Below are 20,192 nucleotides of genomic sequence, written 5' to 3'. Positions count from 1 at the left end.
ATTTTTAAAAGGAGGTAGTGATACCTCCTTTTTTTAATTCCGTCATTGAATCCAGTCAGTTAGGCCCCATATACTCCGATATACATAAAAGCGGAAGAGAGAATAATATGAACTTGGAACGTTCCGAGCGTATCGAGATCCCAGTACTACCTCTGCGCGATGTGGTGGTATACCCACATATGGTCATTCCTCTGTTTGTTGGCCGTGAAAAATCCATCCAATGCTTAGAAGCAGCGATGGATAACAACAAACAAGTGCTCTTGGTTGCTCAAAAACAAGCTGAAACCGATGAGCCGAAAGTTTCCGATCTATTTGCAGTAGGAACGGTAGCGACCATTCTTCAACTATTAAAACTGCCAGACGGTACGGTCAAGGTTTTGGTTGAAGGTCAGCAGCGCGCGAAAATTAATCAATTTCATGAGGGTGATTTCTTTTCAGCAGAGGCGGAATATCTGCTGACACCAGAGTTGGATGAAAAAGAACAAGAAGTGATTGTCCGCAGTGCGATCAATCAATTTGAAGGCTTTATCAAACTGAATAAGAAAATCCCACCTGAAGTACTTACTTCACTGAATGGGATTGATGAAGCCGCTCGCTTAGCTGATACCATCGCCGCTCACATGCCTTTAAAATTGGTGGATAAGCAAAAAGTATTAGAGATTTTAGACATTTCTGAGCGTTTAGAATTTTTAATGGGGCAAATGGAGTCGGAAATCGATCTGTTACAAGTTGAGAAGCGTATTCGCACTCGAGTGAAAAAACAGATGGAGAAATCTCAGCGTGAGTATTATTTGAATGAGCAAATGAAAGCTATTCAAAAAGAGCTCGGTGAGATGGACGACACGCCTGATGAATTCGAGACTCTGCAAAAGAAAATCGATGATTCAAAAATGCCCAAAGAAGCTCGCGATAAAACTCAGCAAGAGCTACACAAACTCAAAATGATGTCACCGATGTCAGCAGAAGCAACCGTGGTGCGTAGCTACATCGATTGGATGGTCAGCGTGCCTTGGACGAAGCGTTCGAAGGTTAAAAAAGATCTCGCGAAAGCGGAAGAAATCCTTAACGCTGATCATTACGGTTTGAAACGAGTTAAAGAGCGCATCTTAGAGTATCTTGCGGTGCAAACTCGGATCAATAAACTCAAAGGCCCTATCCTATGTTTGGTTGGACCTCCAGGGGTTGGTAAAACGTCATTAGGTCGTTCTATTGCATCAGCAACGGGTCGCCAGTATGTGCGTATGGCACTAGGTGGGGTACGTGATGAGGCGGAGATTCGTGGTCACCGTCGGACTTATATTGGCTCACTGCCTGGAAAATTAATTCAGAAAATGGCTAAGGTTGGGGTAAAAAACCCACTTTTCCTGTTGGACGAAATTGATAAAATGTCTTCAGACATGCGTGGCGATCCTGCTTCAGCGCTGTTAGAAGTTTTGGATCCAGAACAGAACAATTCGTTTAACGACCATTACTTGGAAGTGGATTACGATTTATCTGATGTGATGTTCGTTGCAACATCAAACTCGATGAATATTCCGGGGCCACTGTTGGATCGTATGGAAGTGATTCGTTTATCTGGGTATACCGAAGATGAAAAGCTCAATATTGCTAAGCGCCATTTGGTGAATAAGCAGATTGAGCGTAATGGACTAAAGCCCAGTGAAATCATCATCGAAGATTCAGCGATCACCGGCATTATTCGCTATTACACGCGTGAAGCTGGTGTACGTGGACTGGAACGCGAAATTTCGAAAATTTGTCGTAAAGCGGTGAAGAAGATCCTGCTCAATGCCTCAGTGAAAACGGTAACGGTCAACCAAGAAAACTTAAAAGAGTTTTTAGGGGTACAGCGTTTTGATTACGGTAAAGCCGATGATAGTAATCGAATTGGTCAAGTAACGGGGTTAGCGTGGACAGAAGTTGGTGGTGACTTACTGACGATTGAGACTCAATCGATGCCAGGTAAAGGTAAGTTAACCCAAACGGGTTCACTTGGCGATGTGATGCAAGAGTCTATTCAGGCCGCCATGACCGTCGTTCGTTCTCGTGCCGATAAATTAGGCATCAATAGCGATTTTTACGAGAAAAAAGACATCCATGTCCACGTTCCTGAAGGTGCAACTCCGAAGGATGGGCCAAGCGCTGGTATTGCAATGTGTACGGCACTGGTATCTAGCTTAACGGGTAACCCTGTTAAAGCTGAAGTCGCAATGACGGGAGAAATCACGTTACGTGGTGAAGTGCTCCCTATCGGTGGCTTAAAAGAGAAGTTGTTAGCAGCGCATCGTGGCGGCATAAAAATGGTATTAATTCCAAAAGACAATGAACGTGATTTGGAAGAGATCCCAGATAATGTCATCGCGGATCTGCAAGTGATCCCTGTCCAGTGGATCGATGAAGTATTACAGCTTGCCTTAGAAAATGACCCTGCTGGGGTTAGTTTTGCTGTTGTAAAATAGTGATGTGTAGCAAAAATAACTAAAAGATTACGCTGATAGGTCGAAAAAGGCTTGTCAGCGTTTTTTTTGGGAGCTAACGTTACCAACTATGGCTTAAGCCCTGTTGTAATAAGGCATTAAGCCTGTTTTTAATCTTAATGGAACGAAATCGGCACCGAACAAAACAATAACTTGGTGACCAAAGGGGAATTACAGTGAATAAGACACAACTAGTAGAAAAAATCGCAGAAAATGCGGATATTTCAAAAGCATCCGCAGGTCGCGCACTGGATGCATTTATCGAAGCAGTGACCGATACACTTCAATCTGGTGATCAAGTAGCGTTAGTAGGTTTTGGTACTTTCTCTGTCCGCTCACGCGCAGCTCGTACTGGCCGTAACCCAAAAACGGGTGAAGAGATCCAAATTGCTGAAGCTAAAGTACCCGCGTTTAAGGCTGGCAAAGCTTTAAAAGACGCTTGTAACTAATACAGGGTGTTTTTTGCCGTTTTAACGCAAAAATAATTCGAACCTTTTGAAATTATGCGCATCCTACTGATGCGCATTTCTTTTTCTGATATTATCGCGCTATTCAATTTTGGCTGAAGCATTTAGCTTCAAACCCGGAGAGCAGTACAACTATGATGGAACGATTACGCGAAGGCGTGAACAGCATCGCGGTGAAAATTATCCTAGGACTCATCATCCTATCGTTTATCTTTGCAGGCGTGGGTAACTATATCGTTGGCGGCGGCAATAATGCAGCGGCCAAAGTCGGCAAGACAGAGATCAGTCGTGGGGAATTTGAACAGGCGTATCAAAATGAACGTAATCGCATGCAGTCACAACTTGGCGATTACTTTTCTACATTACTAGCAGACCCAACTTATGTCGCTTCACTACGACGTTCAGTGCTTGATAGCATGATCAATGATATTTTAATTGAGCAGCATGCACAGTCGCTCGGTTTACGTGTGAGTGATAATCAAGTTCGTCAAGCCATTATTGCCATGCCAGAGTTCCAATCGGCAGGTCAATTTGATCAAAATATCTATCAATCTGCTCTGCGTCGTGCAGGGTTTACCCCCGATGCTTTTGCCGAGTATATGCGTCGTAGCCTGGTCCGTGATCAACTGGTTGCGGCTTTACAGACCAGCGAGTTTACTTTACCTGGTGAAGTCGAAGGGTTGAGTGCGTTAGTGGCTCAAGCTAGAGATGTGCGCACCATCACGCTACCGACCACTGATTTCGCAAAAGACGTTCAGCTAACAGATCAAGAGATTGAGCAGTATTATCAACAAAATGATGATCGATATACTCGTCCTGAACAGATGAGAATTTCTTATATTGAGTTGGCTGCGCAGCAGTTGAAAGAAGCTATCACGATTACGGATGAGCAGACCAAAGCATTCTATGACGCGCATCAAGATAAATATGCTTCTAAAGAACAGCGTAAAGTAAGCCACATCATGATTCAAGGTGATGATGAACAAGCAGCTCAAGCGATTTTAGATCAATTACACAACGGGGCGGACTTTGCTCAATTGGCGAAAGAGAAATCACAAGACATCGGTAGTTCACAAGAGGGTGGTGAGCTAGGTTGGATTGAACCTGATACGATGGACGCGGCTTTTGAAAGTGCGGCTTTTGCTCTTCAACAAGTGGGTGAGATCAGTGGACTGGTTAAATCAGATTTTGGTTACCACGTCATTAAACTTGATGAACTTAAGGCTCCAGTGATTAAGCCTTATGAGCAAGTTGCTGTTGAGATAAAAGCAGAGTTACAAGATCAGCAAGCGGTTGATCGGTTTTATCAGTTACAAACTGAGCTAGAACGCATCGCTTTTGAATCACCAGACTCTTTAGACGAAGCCGCTAAGGCGATTGGCGCAGACATTCAACACACGGATTTTATTTCGGTTGCAGAATTACCAGCTATATTGAGTGCTCCAGCGGTTATACAAGCGCTACGACAGCCAGAAGTGAAAGAAGATCAACTGAACTCGGATGCGATTGAAATTGCCCCTGAACATGTTGTGGTTGTCCGTGTTGAGCAAACCCGCCCAGAAATTATTTTGCCATTAGCTGAGGTACGTGAGCAAATCGTTGCGACGTTATCGCGTTTAAAAGCGGAACAGCAAGCATTGCAGTTGGCGAATGATTTAGTTACGGGTTTAAACGCTGGCGATAATAGTTTATTAGACACTCATCAATTAGCCTTTAGTGAGATTCAGCGTATGGATAGAAGTTCTCCATTGGCTGAAATCGTCTTCTCTATGCCGAAGCCAGAAGGTGAGCATCATGTTTATGCACATGGCAAAGATGCACAAGGCAATGTTGTTGTTATCGCTTTGGCCGCTGTGACGACTGAGGTTGACCCACAATTGAATCAGCAAATTGGCGCTCAGTTATCTCGCATTGGACTACAACAAAATGTTGAGGGTATTTTGGGTGTATTACGTCAAAATACGAAAATCCAATATTATGGTTTAGAACAATAACGGCCTGTTATGTAAATAACATGTTTATCATTTTGGGCTGCATTTGCAGCCCATTTTATTTTCTTGTTTTGTTCAAATAGTCGATGTGAGTAATCCTTTATTATCGTTTTGTCTACCCCTGTGCTATGAGAATATACAACGTTGTTGTTCACCAAGCTCCAGCTTGTTTGGCCGGTGATTCTTGTTCTATCTGATGGTGTAGGGATGCGATAAACACTTAAACAAGGAAGGAACAATGGTTAAGAATTATTTACTTGCCCTGCTGTTGGGCTTAAGCCTGCCTGTTAGCCAAGCGATGAGCGAAGAAACGGTCAGCGTTAATCAGGGCTTTGAGATCACAGTGAATGTTAATACCGCCTCTGCAGAAGAGATCGCGACTTTGTTACAAGGTATTGGCTTGCAAAAAGCTCAGGCGATTGTTGAATACCGTGAGATAAATGGTCAGTTTTTAACAAAAGAAGATCTAACTAAAGTGAAGGGAATTGGGCCAGCAATCGTGGCAAGAAACGATAAACGTATTTTACTGTAATGTGAACCACCCGCGAACAAGAAACTCAGGCTTAGCCCTGAGTTTTTTATGAGGGGAACTCCTCGCCTGAAACTCGCATCTTATTGCCAGTTCAGTATATAATTCATCGTTGACCAATCACGCGATGAGTCGTGAACCAAACGAATGGAGTAAAGCATGTCCTTGCAAACAACGGTAATTACCGTGGATGGACCTAGTGGTGCTGGTAAAGGCACACTGTGTATGTTGTTGGCGAAAAAGCTCGGTTTTCAACTGTTAGATTCGGGCGCAATCTATCGCGTACTTGCCTTAGCCGCGATTCATCATGGTGTTGACCCTGACTCTGAAGAGGCATTAGTTCCTCTAGCCACACACCTTGATGTTGAGTTCATTGCTGAAGGCGACTTGGTTAAAGTGATTTTAGAAGGTGAAGATGTTTCTAAGGCCTTGCGTAAAGAAGAAACGGGTATGGCCGCCTCAAAAATTGCTGCCTTACCTCGTGTCCGTGAGGCGTTATTGCGTAGACAGCGCGCGTTCGAGCAAGGTAAAGGCTTAGTGGCCGATGGGCGAGACATGGGAACAGTGGTCTTTCCTGAAGCTGCGGTGAAAATTTTCCTTGATGCAAGTGCAGAAGAGCGTGCGCGTAGACGCTATAAGCAGTTGCAACTGAAGGGCCTTGATGTTAAATTTGACGCCCTTTTAAGCGAAATTCAAGAACGTGACGATAGAGATCGTAATCGTTCAGTGGCGCCACTGCGTCCAGCGGAAGGTTCGCTATTATTAGATTCAACGACTTTGTCTATCGACGAGGTTGTGGCTCAAGCATTACAATACATCGAATCGAAGTTAGCGGAATAAACCACGTTAGCTAAGAACGTTGGTCGCAAGGATGATGACTGGCGATTTTAACAACCCCATGCGGTAGGATACCCGTGGACGTTTAATTATTGAAGATTAAATACATGACTGAATCTTTTGCTCAACTCTTTGAAGAGTTTCTAAACGAAACCCAATTTCAACAAGGTACTATCGTTAAAGGTACTGTAGTTGCGATTGAAAATGGCTATGTACTTGTTGATGCAGGCCTTAAGTCTGAGTCTGCTATTCCAGCAGAACAGTTCAAAAACGCTGCGGGCGAACTAGAAGTAGAAGTTGGTTCAGAAGTTGACGTAGCACTTGACGCTGTTGAAGACGGTTTCGGTGAAACTCAACTTTCTCGTGAGAAAGCTAAGCGTCACGAAGCTTGGATCGTTCTTGAGAAAGCTTACGAAGAAGCTGAAACGGTTATCGGTATCATCAATGGTAAAGTTAAAGGTGGCTTCACTGTTGAATTGAACGGTATTCGTGCATTCCTTCCAGGCTCTCTAGTTGACGTACGTCCTATCCGTGACACTGCTCACCTAGAAAACAAAGAGCTAGAGTTCAAAGTTATCAAGCTAGACCAGAAGCGTAACAACGTTGTTGTTTCTCGTCGTGCTGTTATCGAATCAGAAAGCAGTGTTGAGCGTGACGAACTTCTTGAAACTCTACAAGAAGGTACTGAAGTTAAAGGTATCGTTAAGAACCTTACTGATTACGGTGCATTCGTTGATCTTGGCGGTGTTGATGGTCTACTACATATCACTGATATGGCGTGGAAACGTGTTAAGCACCCATCAGAGATCGTTAACGTTGGTGACGAAATCCTAGTTAAAGTTCTTAAGTTTGACCGTGACCGCACTCGTGTATCACTAGGTCTAAAACAGCTAGGCGAAGATCCATGGGTAGCTATCGCTAAGCGTTACCCAGAAGGTCACCGACTAACTGGTCGTGTTACTAACCTAACAGATTACGGCTGCTTCGTAGAAATCGAAGAAGGCGTTGAAGGTCTAGTACACGTTTCAGAAATGGATTGGACTAACAAGAACATCCACCCATCTAAAGTTGTTAATGTTGGCGACGAAGTAGATGTGATGGTTCTTGATATCGATGAAGAGCGTCGTCGTATTTCTCTAGGTCTAAAACAGTGTAAAGCTAACCCTTGGCAGTCATTCGCTGAAGCGCAAGCTAAAGGCGACAAAGTAACTGGTAAGATCAAGTCTATCACTGATTTCGGTATCTTTATCGGTCTTGACGGTGGTATCGATGGTCTTGTTCACCTATCTGATATCTCTTGGAATGTTCCTGGAGAAGAAGCGGTACGTGATTACAAGAAAGGCGATGAGATCTCAGCAGTTGTTCTAGCAGTAGATGCAGAGCGTGAGCGCATCTCTCTAGGCGTTAAGCAAATGGAAAATGACCCATTCAATGCTTACGTTGCAGACAACAAGAAAGGCACTCTAGTTAACGGTACAGTAACAGCCGTTGATGCTAAAGGCGCAACGATCACTCTTGAAGATGGCGTAGAAGGTTATATCCGCGCTTCTGAAATTGCTCGTGACCGCATTGAAGATGCCTCTCTTCTTCTAAGCGTTGGTGATAAAGTTGAAGCGAAATTTACTGGTGTTGACCGTAAAAACCGCGTAATCAACCTATCTATCAAAGCGAAAGATGAAGCTGATGAGCAAGAAGCAATGGCAACTATCAACAAGCAAGATGAAGCTGCTTTTGGTAATGCAATGGCTGATGCTTTCAAAGCTGCTAAAGGCGAATAAGTTAAATTCGTAAATAGAAAGGAACCTGCATAGGTTCCTTTTTTTTGCCTTTTCTCTACAAAATTAAGCAAGTGTTTGTTGGAACTGCTATTACTGACTATAATCAAGGTAAAAACTCAATGAGGGAAACTATGACTAAGTCTGAATTGATAGAAAGGCTGTGTGCAGTACAAACGCATCTGTCAGCCAAAGAAATTGAAGATGCCGTAAAAGATGTTCTTGAACACATGTCCAAAACGTTAGAAGACGGAGAGAGAATCGAAATTCGTGGTTTCGGCAGTTTCTCTTTACACTATCGTGAGCCTCGCATTGGACGTAATCCGAAGACTGGCGAAAAAGTAGAGTTAGAGGGAAAATATGTACCTCACTTTAAGCCGGGTAAAGAACTACGTGAGCGGGTTAACCAGAACATTTAGTAATACGACAAGTACACCAGCGGCATGCTTTTTCAGTATGCCGCTTTTTTGTGTCTCAAAAGTCACTGGATTATTAGATTGAGCATGGTTTGTCAGACGAATTTACTGCATAATCAGCAAGCGAATTGGTGAATATGAACCTAAATAGGATAGGTATTATGAAAATAATAAAAATTATCGTGTTATTGGCCTTATTTCTTATCGCGTTAGCGTTAGGTGCTCAAAATCAAGCGATCGTGACGTTTAATTATCTGCTTGCCCAAGGTGAGTTTCACTTATCAACATTATTGGGCGGCGTGTTTGTGACTGGTTTTTTAGTGGCTTGGATTTTATTTGGTGGTTTGTATCTTAAAGCGAAGCTTGAGATACGTAAGCTTAATCGTAAAATAGCCAAGCAAGTCGTGCCGCAAACGCCAATCAAGCCAAAAGCTAATCTGGAATAATTAATGTTAGAACTTCTCTTCTTGCTCTTGCCTATTGCTGCCGCTTACGGATGGTATATGGGCAATCGTAGCGCCCAGCAAGACAAGCAGAAGCACTCTCACCAAATCTCCCGCCAATACGTTACGGGGTTAAACTTATTACTTTCTGATCAATCTGATAAAGCAGTTGACCATTTTATTGAACTGCTTCAAGTTGATAATGAAACGATTGATACTCATCTCGCGTTAGGTAATCTGTTTCGTTCCCGTGGTGAAGTCGATCGCGCCATTCGCATCCACCAGAATCTTATTTCTCGATCAGGTTTAACGATTGATCAAAAAAATCTTGCACTGCAACAGCTTGCTAAAGACTATATGGTGGCTGGTTTTCTCGATCGCGCCGAAAAAATATTTGAACAATTGATCGATGAACCGGAGCACCGAGAATCCGCTTTGCAACAATTAACGGCGATTTACCAACAAACACGCGAATGGCATAAAGCGATTGAGTGTGCACAGGCGTTAGTGAAGTTGGGGCGTAAGCGGATGAAAAATAGTATCGCTCATTTTTGGTGTGAGTTGGCAATGCTAGAGCAATCTGACGGGCAAGATAATAAAGCGATGCAGTTTTTTAAACGTGCATTGCATGAAGATCCTAAATGTGTCCGCGCCAGTATTTCGCTGGGTAAGCTGTGTCTCGCGAATCAGCAATATCAGCAGACGATCAGTCATTTAGAGCGTGTCTTAAGCCAAGATATTGACTTCATTGGTGAAGTGTTACCAACCTTGGCTGAATGTTATCATCATCTTGGTCAAGAAGATGCTCTGGTTGAGTTTTTGCGCCAATGTATTGATAACAATGCCGGAGTTTCTGCGGAGTTAATGCTTGCGCAGTTGGTCGCTCAACATGATGGTGTGGCAAGTGCTCAGGAGCTGTTAACTCGTCAATTAGTTAAAAACCCGACCATGAAAGGTTTTTATCGCTTAATTGGTTATCACATCGCAGAAGCGGAAGAAGGCAGAGCGAAAGCCAGCCTTTCTACCTTACAAAAATTGGTTGGAGAACAGCTAAAAGCCAAACCTCACTATCGCTGTCGTCATTGCGGATTCTCGACTCACTCGTTGTATTGGCATTGCCCCTCTTGTAAGGGGTGGGGGACAATTAAGCCGATCCGCGGTTTAGATGGTGAGTAATTCCCTCATGCATGTTTAACCAGAAATAGACCGAGCATCCATCGGTACGTATTGAATGGAACAAATGTTAAGTATCAAAACGATAGGTCATTATTAGGAGTAAAAATGAACGACCAAAAAGTCATTGTTGCCTTGGATTATGAAAAACGAGCAGAGGCGCTTGCCTTCGTCGATAAGATTGACCCATCGAGCTGTCGATTAAAAGTGGGTAAGGAAATGTTTACCCTATTTGGCCCGGAGTTGATACGTGAATTGCATCGCCGTGACTTCTCTGTCTTTCTTGACTTAAAGTTTCATGATATTCCGAATACTTGTGCGAAAGCGGTTCGCGCTGCAGCAGAGCTTGGCGTATGGATGGTAAATGTCCATGCTAGTGGCGGTGAGCGAATGATGGTGGCCGCTCGTGAAATACTCGAACCTTATGGTAACGAGCGTCCGTTACTGATAGCGGTGACCGTATTAACCAGTATGGAGCAGGTCGATTTGGCAGGGATAGGGATTAACCTTGCGCCAGAGCAGCATGTACTACGCTTAGCGACCTTAACTAAAAATGCTGGCTTAGATGGCGTGGTCTGCTCTGCTCAAGAAGCCTCTGCATTAAAACAGCATTTAGGCTCATCGTTTAAGTTGGTTACACCGGGGATTCGTCCGGTTGGAGCTGATGTTGGTGACCAAAAACGGATTATGACGCCGATTCAAGCCCTAGAAGCGGGCTCGGACTATTTAGTGATTGGACGGCCTATCACTCAAGCTAATCATCCCGCTCAAGTCTTAGCCGAGATTAATGCTTCACTGATAGTTGTTTAGCATTGAGAGTGCGCCAATTAAATTGGCGCACCGCTATGAAATTTAAAATCATCATCTGGACTCTGGATGAGCTCAGCTTCAATAGCAGCAAAATAGTCGATACGTTGACGGATATCGTTTACTGCAATGTGTTCAGCTAATGCTAGATAATCTTGATAGTGCCGAGCCTCAGAACGCAATAATGAGAGATAGAATCGTCCAATCTCTTCCGGTAAGTGAGGAGCTAACTTAGCAAATCGTTCGCAAGAGCGAGCTTCGATAAACGCACCGATGATCAATTTATCAATCAATGCATCCGGTTCGAAGGTTTTAACGTGCTTAAGCATGCCTTTGGCATAGCGACTCGCATTGATTGGATGATACTCTAACTTTTGGCGTTCAATAATTTCTGCTACTTGATAAAAATGATGCAACTCTTCTTTGATCAATAAAACCATTTTCTCAATCATCGCTTCGCCATAGTCACAGTCGCTTCTCGCGTGAATCGATTTCGACAACTGACTGGTTCCTTTGAGAGAAAGCAAATCGCCTTGGCATTGATAAGCAAAACGTTCATAGGGTTGAATTAAGGCTGTCAATTGCTGAGCGGCTTCATCGGTTAGCACATAGCGTTTGAGTAAAAAAATGGCGCTTTGCGCCGCCTTCAGCTCACATAATAAATGATCTCGTAAAATGACGTTTAAATTCTCAGGTCGTTTGGCTTGAACTATCCAAGAATCGGGTGTCGGGCAGAGTAGGAATTGCTCAATTGGAGCGAGTAATGGTTGAATGGCGGTTTGTATCATGGTCATTAAAAAGTATCGGCCTAAGCTATCAGTTGAGTCAGTAGTGATAGGATGAACTTGACGTGGAGCCCCAATCATACCATTGGTCGATATTCATGGGGAACAATGGTAACGTCCTATACGGTCACTTGTCTCGGGATAAAAGACGGTGAATGGTGAACTGTCGTCTGTCTGGCATTTGATGATGGAGGATGGCGATGGGAAAAGTCTCGAGTTGTCCCTTTACCACTTTTTCTTCTCACCAAATAATGCTTCCATATCACTGTTGCGCTCTTTGTCTTCCATTTGTTGGACATCAGAAGCACTTTTAGTTTGACGGCGTTGTTCAATGTCATCATGCATGGTTTGTAGCTTTTCTCTTGCTTGAGTGGAATAGCTGTCGTTTTTGGTATTCAGCACATCAATGCCTTTGCGGAGAAGTTGCAGTGCGGTTCCCGGTTGTCCGCGAACAATCGAATCATTGGCACGTTTAATCACGTTTTCAATATTAATTCGAATTTGAATGGTTTCCAGCCGAGCGTTTTCTGCGACGAAGGCTTGGGTATCAAAACGACCTTTGTTGTGTTCACTGCGTACCGTATCTCGGAGTCGTTTAACCAGTTTGAGCATAACAATGGCTTGCTTATCGCTACTTGGAACTTTAAACGGCGTACTTTCTCCACCGGGATGGTTTTCTTTTAGGTGTTTAATTTGTGCCTGCATATTTTCGACGCGCTGTGCCAATTGCTTATTTTTGGGATCTAAATCAAGCATGTTTTGCAGAGCATCAAGAATTCGGTTATTTAAACAAACCAGCAAATCTTTACTAAATGGCATATGATGCGCATTACCGATTAAATCTTCGGTAGCATCAATAATGGTTAGATAACGTGCAGATTCTTGTTTCTTGGCCGTTTCTATTTTTAATCGATACTGCAACATAATGTTGTAGCCTAAGATCAAAACCAGAAGCACGACTCCGAGAGCGATAAGTAAACCTATATTCATAAAATCCGTATCTTTTTTAGAGCCCGATAATAAAGGATACACTATCCTACCTGTATCGACATCACCAACAAATAGACAATCTTAATTATTTATGTGTTAAGCATAAAAAAGTGTAACCGAGCCGTCATTTTAGATGAGGATAGGCGATCTATTGGCAGTATAGTACGATTTTTTTGCCAATGGTCTTCTTTCTTCCTCGTTAACTTGACCCTAAAATAGCGCTTTAGTTAGGGGGCATAATGCAGACACTTTTTACTCAGCTAGATACATTTCTTTCTCAAACCGCGTTATTTTGGCGTTTTGAGCCCTTTCATCATAGTGTGGATGATGCTGATCATTGGCATGGGGTTAACTCTGAACTGGATGGTTGGCTTAACTCGCTCTCTCCACAGCAGATAGCTCAACTGAAACAGCAACCGGATGTTTTGCTTTGCCATCTATCTATATATATTGAAGGACTTGCTGAGATCCTTGCCAGCACTCATGATTTTCTTGTAAAGCAGCCATTACTCACGGTATTGCCTACTGACGAGAATACGCAAAGGCTACATTCGCTCTATACGGGTATTCCTGGACGAAAAATTCAACAAATCAAGCGATTGGGACAACAATTGGTCGCTCGGCATCAAGGTCAATCATGGTTAGAGTGGTGTGCAGGTAAAGGGTATCTGGGGCGTTTTTTAGCCACTTATTCTGATAGTCCAGTGCTCAGTTTTGAATATCAAGAGGCTTTATGTTTACAAGGACAAGCTGAAGCGGATAAGCGCCAATTAGCGATGACCTTTGTACAAGGTGATGCTTTTCAGCTCGGTAACCAAAGATTATTTAAATCATGTCAACATGCGGTAGCTTTGCACGCTTGTGGTGATTTACATGTGCGCTTAATGCAATACGCTGCGCAAGCTTCGGTGTCTGCAGTGAGTGTTGCGCCTTGTTGTTATCATCTTATCGAAGCGGATCACTATCAACCATTATCGAGCTTAGGGCAGCAGTCTGGGTTGAATCTTACTCGCCAAGAGTTACGCATTCCTGTTCAAGAGACGGTTACTGGAGGTGAGCGAGTGAAACGTCATCGTCAACAAGAAATGAGTTATCGCTTAGCTTGGGATGAGTTACTTAAAGCGGAATTAGGTTTAATGGACTATCAACCGACAGCAAGCATTAAGAAATCGCAGCTCTCTGAAGGGTTTAAAGCATTTTGTCTTTGGGCTGCAGAGCAAAAAGGCTTTTTGTTGGCGTTAGATAAGATTAATTTTGAGCACTATGAACAGCAAGGGTTAGCCCGTTATTGGCGTATGGAAAAATTGAGCCTTGTTCAACAAGGCTTTAGACGCTTATTAGAAATGTGGCTCGTTTGTGATAAGGCGCTGTTCTTAGAAGAGCAAGGCTATCAAGTGTCAGTCAATGAATTTTGTCCACGAGAGGTAACACCAAGAAACTTGCTCATTCATGCCAAGCAGGCTTCTTTACCGGGGTAAAGTGTGGTCGTATCAAGTCGGCACTATCGTTCGTTACGTGCAGCCAGTTTTAGCACCGACTTAAACTCAATGCGTAGATTTTAGCGCCTCTATCGCTTTGATATAAGGTAAATTAAAGCTGTCTGCGACTTCTTTACAAGTTACTTGTCCTTTGAGGATGTTCAGCCCCGCCAATAATCCTTTGTCCTCGATCAACGCTTGTCGATAACCCAGATTGGCAAGTTTTACAATGTAGGGAAGGGTGGCGTTATTAAGAGCAAAAGTGGAGGTTCGCGCCACGGCTCCCGGCATATTCGCGACACAGTAGTGAACCACATCATGCACGATATAACTGGGTTGATCGTGGGTCGTGGGATGAGAAGTCGCAAAGCATCCCCCCTGATCGATAGCGACATCGACGACCACCGATCCGGGTTTCATGCGTTTAATGTGCTGTTCATTGACCAATTTTGGGGCGCTGGCTCCAGGGATCAACACTGCACCAATCACTAGATCGGCGTGAGTAATTTGTTGTTCAATGACGTCAGCGGTGGAGTAGAGCAGTGTCGCTCGACCTTGGAACTCTTCATCTAATCTGCGTAAGGTTTCTAGATTACGATCGAGTAGGATGACATTCGCACGTAAGCCAATGGCGATTCTTGCGGCACTCGCGCCGACTACCCCGCCCCCTAATATTAATACATTGGCTGGCGCGACACCGGGCACGCCGCCGAGTAGGATTCCCATTCCTTTGTGAGATTTTTCCAACATCCGAGCCCCGGCTTGTATGGACATTCTGCCAGCCACCTCAGACATTGGTGCTAGTAGTGGTAATCGACCCATACTATCTGTTACAGTTTCATAGGCAATACAGACAGCATTACTCTTGATAAGTGCTTCAGTTTGTGGAAAATCTGGAGCAAGATGCAAATAGGCAAATAAAATTTGCCCTTCTTTGAGCATAGCGCGTTCTGTGGCTTGAGGTTCTTTGACCTTAACGATCATTTCGGCTTGCGAGTATACGTTTGCTGCATTAGGAACAATGGATGCCCCTGCAGCGATATAATCATCGTCTGAAAAGCCGATACCGGATCCTGCTTCGGTTTCGACAATCACTTGGTGGCCATGTAAAGTGAGCTCTCTTACACTGGCGGGTATCATTCCCACGCGATATTCGTGGTTTTTGATCTCTTTAGGTACACCAATAATCATTCTAACTCCTTACATGAATCATTCATGTTGGGCTTTTGTTGGAATTTTGTGTCGAGTTTATGACTAGTATAGTTGTGCGTATATAAAGTTTGATGCTGAATATGAAGAAATTGTAATATATTTTTTTGCAAGGAAGTAATAAGGTGGAATAAAAAATGGCAGACAACTATAAAAGGCCCTCCAAGGATCTTGACCGTATTGATCGCAATATCTTAAATGAGTTGCAAAAAGATGGTCGTATTTCGAATGTAGAATTATCCAAACGGGTTGGTCTCTCGCCAACCCCTTGTTTGGAGCGGGTAAGACGACTTGAGCGTCAAGGATACATTACTGGGTATACTGCCCTGTTAAATCCCCAGTATCTTGATGCCTCACTGCTCGTGTTTGTGGAGATTACCCTTAATCGGGGGGCACCAGATGTTTTTGAGCAATTTAATGTTGCTGTGCAAAAACTCGATGACATCCAAGAGTGTCATCTCGTTTCTGGGGATTTCGATTATTTATTGAAAACACGAGTATCCGATATGGGAGCCTACCGTAAACTATTGGGTGATACCTTGTTGCGGTTACCTGGCGTTAACGATACGCGCACCTACGTGGTCATGGAAGAAGTGAAACAAACCAATCAACTGGTGATAAAAACTCGTTAAGCTTGATGATGTGAATAAGAGACTTCTTACCGCATTCTGACGTTGATACATTGGGTTTTTAACCGTGATATGGTTAAATCTACCAACAGTCTGAGCGGCCATCGCCGCTCAGACTGTTTTCTCCTCTCCAATATGGGTTATAGTATTTTTTATACTGGCCATTATCATAGTCAAGTTGGTATATGTTCAAACACAGTAACAATAAAGTTGAAACGATCATCAAAACCTCTGAGCAGTTGCCTCCCTCACGTTTAAATGGCAAGCAGCGTTTAAAAGAGTGTGGGCTTATCTTGGCGGTTCTCTGCTCCGTGTTACTGGCGGTAGCTTTACTGACCTTTCACCCAGCGGATCCTTCTTGGTCACAAACCGCGTGGGGTTCTGACATTCAAAATGCTGGTGGTATCGTCGGCGCTTGGGTTGCTGACACACTCTTTTTTGTTTTTGGCTCGCTGGCTTATCTATTGCCGATTATTTTTACTGTCACGGCATGGATAACGTTACGCCGCCGTGAGGAGCAAGAAAGCATTGATTTGATGCTGTGGGGGACCCGTTTACTCGGCTTAGTTATTTTGATCCTCACCAGTTGTGGGTTAGCTGATATCAATTTTGATGATATTTGGTATTTTTCGTCCGGTGGGGTGATTGGTGATGTTCTCACTAGCTTAGCATTACCGACCCTGAACTTACTTGGTACGACCTTAGTGCTGCTCTTTTTATGGGGAGCGGGGCTAACGTTATTAACCGGAATCTCTTGGTTAACGATTGTCGAGTGGCTCGGCAGTAACGGTATCCGAGGCGGTCAGTGGTTGATTAACCGTGTCCGTGGTGACAAAGACGAGCTTATCCAGCCACAGAGTATTGATCTTGAGCCGATGTCTCCCGATGTCGCGCCTGACAATACCTCATCCGTCAATTCGATCTCTGAGCGTATTTTGGAGACGAATAATAAGATTGTTGAACGCCAGTCAACAACAACAGAGCAAGCACCGCGACGCTTCAATATTCATATTCCGGATAACCAAAATACAGAGAAACCGGAGCGGAAAGTCTCGCTTAATGCGACGATAGAAGAGTTAGAACAGCAAGCTCGTCAATACGACGACTTTGCTGAAGAACAGGATTTCACTCCCTCTGTTCAAGAAAATCCTGTTCAGCCAGTCGAATCTATAGGATCGGTGACGCTGAGCGAAGCGAACGTGGATGATGAACCTGTATTTAATCCTCAAACGTTAGAGGAAACGGAATGGGACGATCCCATGACTCAACCTGCGATATCTCGCTTAGATGTTGTTGAAGACGAGTCATCGTCGCCCACATTAAGCCACTCGCCATCATCGGATCCGAGACTGACTGCTGATCATGAGCAGAATATTGAGATGAGTGATGACGACGATGAGAGTATTGAAGATGAGTCATTGCCATTGGACGCTGATGTTCAGGCATTTCAAAGCATGGTGTCTGATGCGCAAGCCAATATGGCGGCGACCCAAAATCCATTTTTGATGCAGCAAAATGTCAATTTGCCCAAACCTGCTGAGCCAATGCCCACTTTAGAGCTACTGTATCATCCTGAGAAACGTGAAAACTTCATAGATCGCGTAGCGTTAGAAGAGATTGCCCGTTTAGTAGAATCAAAATTGGCTGATTATAAAATTCAAGCTCAAGTGGTGGGGATTTTTCCTGGGCCGGTGATTACGCGTTTTGAATTGGATTTAGCGCCTGGAGTCAAGGTCAGTCGAATATCGAGTTTATCGATGGATTTAGCTCGCTCCTTATCGGCGATGGCGGTACGAGTCGTGGAAGTTATTCCTGGTAAGCCTTATGTTGGCTTAGAGCTACCGAATATGAGTCGACAAACGGTGTACTTGTCGGATGTCGTCAGTAGTGCGCAATTTAAAGAGGCGAAGTCACCAACGACCATGGTTCTTGGGCAAGATATTGCTGGTGAAGCCGTGGTTGTCGATTTATCAAAGATGCCACACGTGTTAGTGGCAGGAACCACAGGTTCCGGTAAATCGGTTGGGGTTAACGTGATGATCCTCAGTATGCTTTACAAATCGACGCCAGAAGATGTGCGATTTATCATGATTGATCCTAAAATGCTCGAATTATCGGTATATGAAGGCATCCCACATTTATTGTCTGAGGTTGTCACCGATATGAAAGATGCGTCCAATGCATTGCGTTGGTGTGTCGGCGAAATGGAGCGTCGTTATAAATTAATGTCAGTATTGGGCGTGCGTAACATCAAAGGGTTTAACGATAAACTCAAAATGGCAGCGGAGGCTGGGCATCCGATTCACGATCCACTTTGGAAAGAAGGGGATAGCATGGATACCGCTCCCCCGCGTTTGGAAAAGCTGCCCTATATTGTTGTCGTCGTCGATGAGTTTGCAGACTTAATGATGGTGGTTGGTAAAAAAGTAGAAGAGTTGATCGCGCGCTTGGCGCAAAAAGCCCGAGCGGCGGGTATACACCTTATTCTTGCTACTCAACGCCCTTCAGTGGATGTGATCACCGGCTTAATTAAAGCAAATATTCCAACTCGCGTGGCGTTTACCGTATCAACCAAAACGGATTCTCGAACTATTCTTGATCAGAGTGGCGCAGAGTCATTACTGGGAATGGGGGATATGCTCTATCTCCCTCCGGGGTCGAGCCATACTATTCGCGTTCATGGAGCGTTTGCGTCTGATGATGATGTCCATGCGGTGGTCAATAACTGGAAAGCTCGCGGTAAGCCTAACTATATCAGTGATATTATCGCTGGTGATCAAGGGCCAGAGTCGCTGCTGCCAGGTGAGAAAATGGACGATGATGAGGAAATGGACCCGCTATTCGATCAAGTCGTTGAACATGTTGTAGAAACTCGCCGAGGTTCGGTCTCTGGTGTCCAACGTCGGTTTAAAATTGGCTACAATCGTGCGGCAAGAATCGTTGAGCAGCTTGAGGCGCAAGGTATTGTCAGTGCACCAGGCCATAATGGTAATCGCGAAGTACTAGCGCCTTCCTCTAACCGAGAGTAGCCTTTAAAATTAATCTATACATAAAAAGGCCCTGTGTTCAACAGGGCCTTTTTTCATCATTAAACGCGTAGGTTATTGGCTAGCTGGTTTTATCACTTGATAGCGAGTTGTAACTAAGCAAACTGCGGGGGTTTGATCGGTCAGAAAAGCTTGTTTACCAGCGATACGATCGCTAGTAAGAACCATAGTTTCTTGATTCAGTTTACCTTGAAATGTCCACTTACTGAACGCTTCGTGCCTTGCGTCAGCACAATTGGTTTGTAACAAGTAACTTTCGATCGCCGTTGCCTGACATTGGCCCGCGGCATTTTCTACGGCATGAAAAGTGATATGGCTCGCTCTGTCTCGATAATCGGTGACCGTGAAGGCATGAAACAACTGATCATGGCTAATAGGGGTTATCTGCTCTAGCATGCGGTGTGGATTGAGTTTCAGTACTTCTGCCGAAAATTCAGTGAGCATGCTCTCGCAGGGCAGTGCTTGCTGCTCGGCAATAATATCCATTGAGGTTGTGGGTCTTGTCGGAGACTCAGCCATGACACTGCAAGAGATGGTACTGGTGAGTGCAATCAAAGACAGTTTTTTCGCGGAGGTAAGCACTTTTTTCTCCCGAGGTGATTAATGGGCGTGAGTGTGGTTGTTACTCATATCCAGTACCGGTAGCTCAACAGGATAAACATTTTGCGCATCATCGATCAATTCGACAACAACAGTTTGCCCAGCGACGAAGGGCGTTGCAATATCCATAAACATAATATGATAGCCACCTGGAGTAAGATCAAACTGACCATGAGCTGGCACCGTGATGCTCTCGACTTGACGCATCGACATACGGCTATTTTCCATCACCATATGATGTAACTCAGTATGTGTTGCGGCATCGCTACGTGCAGCGATGAAAACAATATCAGAGTCAGACTGGTTGACCAATGAGAGGTATCCGGCACTGACTTTGGTTCCTGGAATGGTGGCTTTCGCTTTAGGCTCTGCAATCGATAAGCCTTTACCGATAGCAATCAGTTGTTCATCTTGTAAAGAATGATGAGCATGATGATGACTAGAGGCGGCATCGCTTTCAGCCGTGAAATGACGAACGATGGTTGCTAATACGAGTAGCAAAATGACGCCAATAAAGAGTTGGACAATACGATTCATGA

18 protein-coding genes are annotated in these 20,192 nt (G+C 44.1%); 13 read left to right on the top strand and 5 right to left on the bottom strand.

Features of this window, described 5'->3' with window-relative positions:
• The first annotated feature begins 107 nt into the window (after positions 1 to 107).
• The 10 genes from lon to pyrF all read left to right on the top strand — a co-directional run bounded on the left by lon (position 108) and on the right by pyrF (position 10,918).
• Entirely contained in the window at positions 108 to 2,459 is a 2,352-nt protein-coding gene (lon, locus tag FKQ60_RS03250; RefSeq protein WP_004395644.1) for an endopeptidase La, read from the top strand.
• Between the two features lie 194 nt (positions 2,460 to 2,653).
• Positions 2,654 to 2,926: an HU family DNA-binding protein gene (locus tag FKQ60_RS03245; protein ID WP_004395643.1), complete on the top strand. Its 273-nt coding sequence runs from the start codon at positions 2,654 to 2,656 to the stop codon at positions 2,924 to 2,926.
• A 152-nt stretch (positions 2,927 to 3,078) separates the two neighbouring features.
• Positions 3,079 to 4,938: a peptidylprolyl isomerase gene (gene ppiD / locus FKQ60_RS03240; RefSeq protein WP_004395642.1), complete on the top strand. Its 1,860-nt coding sequence runs from the start codon at positions 3,079 to 3,081 to the stop codon at positions 4,936 to 4,938.
• 235 nt (positions 4,939 to 5,173) lie between these two features.
• The gene (locus FKQ60_RS03235) at positions 5,174 to 5,467 is read left to right on the top strand and encodes a helix-hairpin-helix domain-containing protein (RefSeq protein WP_004395641.1); all 294 of its coding nucleotides are present in this window, start codon (positions 5,174 to 5,176) and stop codon (positions 5,465 to 5,467) included.
• A 156-nt stretch (positions 5,468 to 5,623) separates the two neighbouring features.
• Positions 5,624 to 6,304 (top strand): (d)CMP kinase, encoded by a 681-nt coding sequence (gene cmk / locus FKQ60_RS03230; protein ID WP_040904501.1) that lies wholly within the window; start codon positions 5,624 to 5,626, stop codon positions 6,302 to 6,304.
• Positions 6,305 to 6,408: 104 nt separating this feature from the next.
• The gene (rpsA, locus tag FKQ60_RS03225) at positions 6,409 to 8,079 is read left to right on the top strand and encodes a 30S ribosomal protein S1 (RefSeq protein ID WP_004395639.1); all 1,671 of its coding nucleotides are present in this window, start codon (positions 6,409 to 6,411) and stop codon (positions 8,077 to 8,079) included.
• A gap of 131 nt (positions 8,080 to 8,210) precedes the next feature.
• Positions 8,211 to 8,495, top strand: a complete 285-nt coding sequence (gene ihfB / locus FKQ60_RS03220) for an integration host factor subunit beta (protein WP_004395638.1) — start codon at positions 8,211 to 8,213, stop codon at positions 8,493 to 8,495.
• Between the two features lie 158 nt (positions 8,496 to 8,653).
• Positions 8,654 to 8,938: a lipopolysaccharide assembly protein LapA domain-containing protein gene (locus tag FKQ60_RS03215; protein WP_004395637.1), complete on the top strand. Its 285-nt coding sequence runs from the start codon at positions 8,654 to 8,656 to the stop codon at positions 8,936 to 8,938.
• 3 nt (positions 8,939 to 8,941) lie between these two features.
• Positions 8,942 to 10,111, top strand: a complete 1,170-nt coding sequence (gene lapB, locus FKQ60_RS03210; protein WP_004395636.1) for a lipopolysaccharide assembly protein LapB — start codon at positions 8,942 to 8,944, stop codon at positions 10,109 to 10,111.
• A 105-nt stretch (positions 10,112 to 10,216) separates the two neighbouring features.
• Positions 10,217 to 10,918: an orotidine-5'-phosphate decarboxylase gene (pyrF, locus tag FKQ60_RS03205; RefSeq protein WP_170906011.1), complete on the top strand. Its 702-nt coding sequence runs from the start codon at positions 10,217 to 10,219 to the stop codon at positions 10,916 to 10,918.
• Between the two features lie 17 nt (positions 10,919 to 10,935).
• On the opposite strand, the gene miaE is transcribed toward pyrF, so the two are convergent.
• Positions 10,936 to 11,703: a tRNA isopentenyl-2-thiomethyl-A-37 hydroxylase MiaE gene (gene miaE, locus FKQ60_RS03200; protein WP_170906070.1), complete on the bottom strand. Its 768-nt coding sequence runs from the start codon at positions 11,701 to 11,703 to the stop codon at positions 10,936 to 10,938.
• A gap of 222 nt (positions 11,704 to 11,925) precedes the next feature.
• Positions 11,926 to 12,690 (bottom strand): DNA repair protein, encoded by a 765-nt coding sequence (locus FKQ60_RS03195; protein ID WP_170906010.1) that lies wholly within the window; start codon positions 12,688 to 12,690, stop codon positions 11,926 to 11,928.
• A 239-nt stretch (positions 12,691 to 12,929) separates the two neighbouring features.
• Here FKQ60_RS03195 and FKQ60_RS03190 point away from each other — a divergent pair, with 239 nt between their 5' ends.
• Entirely contained in the window at positions 12,930 to 14,168 is a 1,239-nt protein-coding gene (locus FKQ60_RS03190) for a methyltransferase (RefSeq protein WP_170906009.1), read from the top strand.
• Between the two features lie 66 nt (positions 14,169 to 14,234).
• Here FKQ60_RS03190 and ald read toward each other — a convergent pair whose 3' ends face one another.
• Positions 14,235 to 15,359 carry an alanine dehydrogenase gene (gene ald, locus FKQ60_RS03185; protein WP_170906008.1) on the bottom strand — a complete coding sequence of 375 codons (1,125 nt, stop codon included), beginning with the start codon at positions 15,357 to 15,359 and terminating at the stop codon, positions 14,235 to 14,237.
• Positions 15,360 to 15,514: 155 nt separating this feature from the next.
• On the opposite strand from ald, the gene lrp reads away from it, so the two are divergent.
• Together lrp and FKQ60_RS03175 are read left to right on the top strand one after the other, a co-directional pair.
• Positions 15,515 to 16,009, top strand: a complete 495-nt coding sequence (gene lrp, locus FKQ60_RS03180; protein WP_115152709.1) for a leucine-responsive transcriptional regulator Lrp — start codon at positions 15,515 to 15,517, stop codon at positions 16,007 to 16,009.
• A 182-nt stretch (positions 16,010 to 16,191) separates the two neighbouring features.
• Complete coding sequence (locus tag FKQ60_RS03175; RefSeq protein ID WP_170904663.1) at positions 16,192 to 19,035, top strand: DNA translocase FtsK 4TM domain-containing protein; 2,844 nt, start codon at positions 16,192 to 16,194, stop codon at positions 19,033 to 19,035.
• Positions 19,036 to 19,107: 72 nt separating this feature from the next.
• Here FKQ60_RS03175 and FKQ60_RS03170 read toward each other — a convergent pair whose 3' ends face one another.
• Positions 19,108 to 19,635: a hypothetical protein gene (locus FKQ60_RS03170; protein ID WP_346009387.1), complete on the bottom strand. Its 528-nt coding sequence runs from the start codon at positions 19,633 to 19,635 to the stop codon at positions 19,108 to 19,110.
• Between the two features lie 18 nt (positions 19,636 to 19,653).
• Positions 19,654 to 20,190 (bottom strand): copper chaperone PCu(A)C, encoded by a 537-nt coding sequence (locus FKQ60_RS03165; RefSeq protein ID WP_004395627.1) that lies wholly within the window; start codon positions 20,188 to 20,190, stop codon positions 19,654 to 19,656.
• Between the last annotated feature and the right edge of the window lie 2 nt (positions 20,191 to 20,192).

Source organism: Vibrio sp. A11, from assembly GCF_013048705.1.
GTDB lineage: Bacteria > Pseudomonadota > Gammaproteobacteria > Enterobacterales > Vibrionaceae > Vibrio > Vibrio metschnikovii.
This window is presented reverse-complemented; position numbering and strand designations above follow the sequence as displayed.

Bases quoted from the DNA above. Each gene is read 5' to 3' on its own strand.
- FKQ60_RS03175 (WP_170904663.1), top strand. From the start codon at position 16,192: ATGTTCAAACACAGTAACAATAAAGTTGAAACGATCATCAAAACCTCT.
- FKQ60_RS03215 (WP_004395637.1), top strand. From the start codon at position 8,654: ATGAAAATAATAAAAATTATCGTGTTATTGGCCTTATTTCTTATCGCG.
- pyrF (WP_170906011.1), top strand. From the start codon at position 10,217: ATGAACGACCAAAAAGTCATTGTTGCCTTGGATTATGAAAAACGAGCA.
- lapB (WP_004395636.1), top strand. From the start codon at position 8,942: ATGTTAGAACTTCTCTTCTTGCTCTTGCCTATTGCTGCCGCTTACGGA.
- FKQ60_RS03190 (WP_170906009.1), top strand. From the start codon at position 12,930: ATGCAGACACTTTTTACTCAGCTAGATACATTTCTTTCTCAAACCGCG.
- FKQ60_RS03165 (WP_004395627.1), bottom strand. From the start codon at position 20,190: ATGAATCGTATTGTCCAACTCTTTATTGGCGTCATTTTGCTACTCGTA.
- lon (WP_004395644.1), top strand. From the start codon at position 108: ATGAACTTGGAACGTTCCGAGCGTATCGAGATCCCAGTACTACCTCTG.
- rpsA (WP_004395639.1), top strand. From the start codon at position 6,409: ATGACTGAATCTTTTGCTCAACTCTTTGAAGAGTTTCTAAACGAAACC.
- cmk (WP_040904501.1), top strand. From the start codon at position 5,624: ATGTCCTTGCAAACAACGGTAATTACCGTGGATGGACCTAGTGGTGCT.
- ihfB (WP_004395638.1), top strand. From the start codon at position 8,211: ATGACTAAGTCTGAATTGATAGAAAGGCTGTGTGCAGTACAAACGCAT.
- lrp (WP_115152709.1), top strand. From the start codon at position 15,515: ATGGCAGACAACTATAAAAGGCCCTCCAAGGATCTTGACCGTATTGAT.
- FKQ60_RS03195 (WP_170906010.1), bottom strand. From the start codon at position 12,690: ATGAATATAGGTTTACTTATCGCTCTCGGAGTCGTGCTTCTGGTTTTG.
- ald (WP_170906008.1), bottom strand. From the start codon at position 15,359: ATGATTATTGGTGTACCTAAAGAGATCAAAAACCACGAATATCGCGTG.
- FKQ60_RS03235 (WP_004395641.1), top strand. From the start codon at position 5,174: ATGGTTAAGAATTATTTACTTGCCCTGCTGTTGGGCTTAAGCCTGCCT.
- ppiD (WP_004395642.1), top strand. From the start codon at position 3,079: ATGATGGAACGATTACGCGAAGGCGTGAACAGCATCGCGGTGAAAATT.
- miaE (WP_170906070.1), bottom strand. From the start codon at position 11,703: ATGATACAAACCGCCATTCAACCATTACTCGCTCCAATTGAGCAATTC.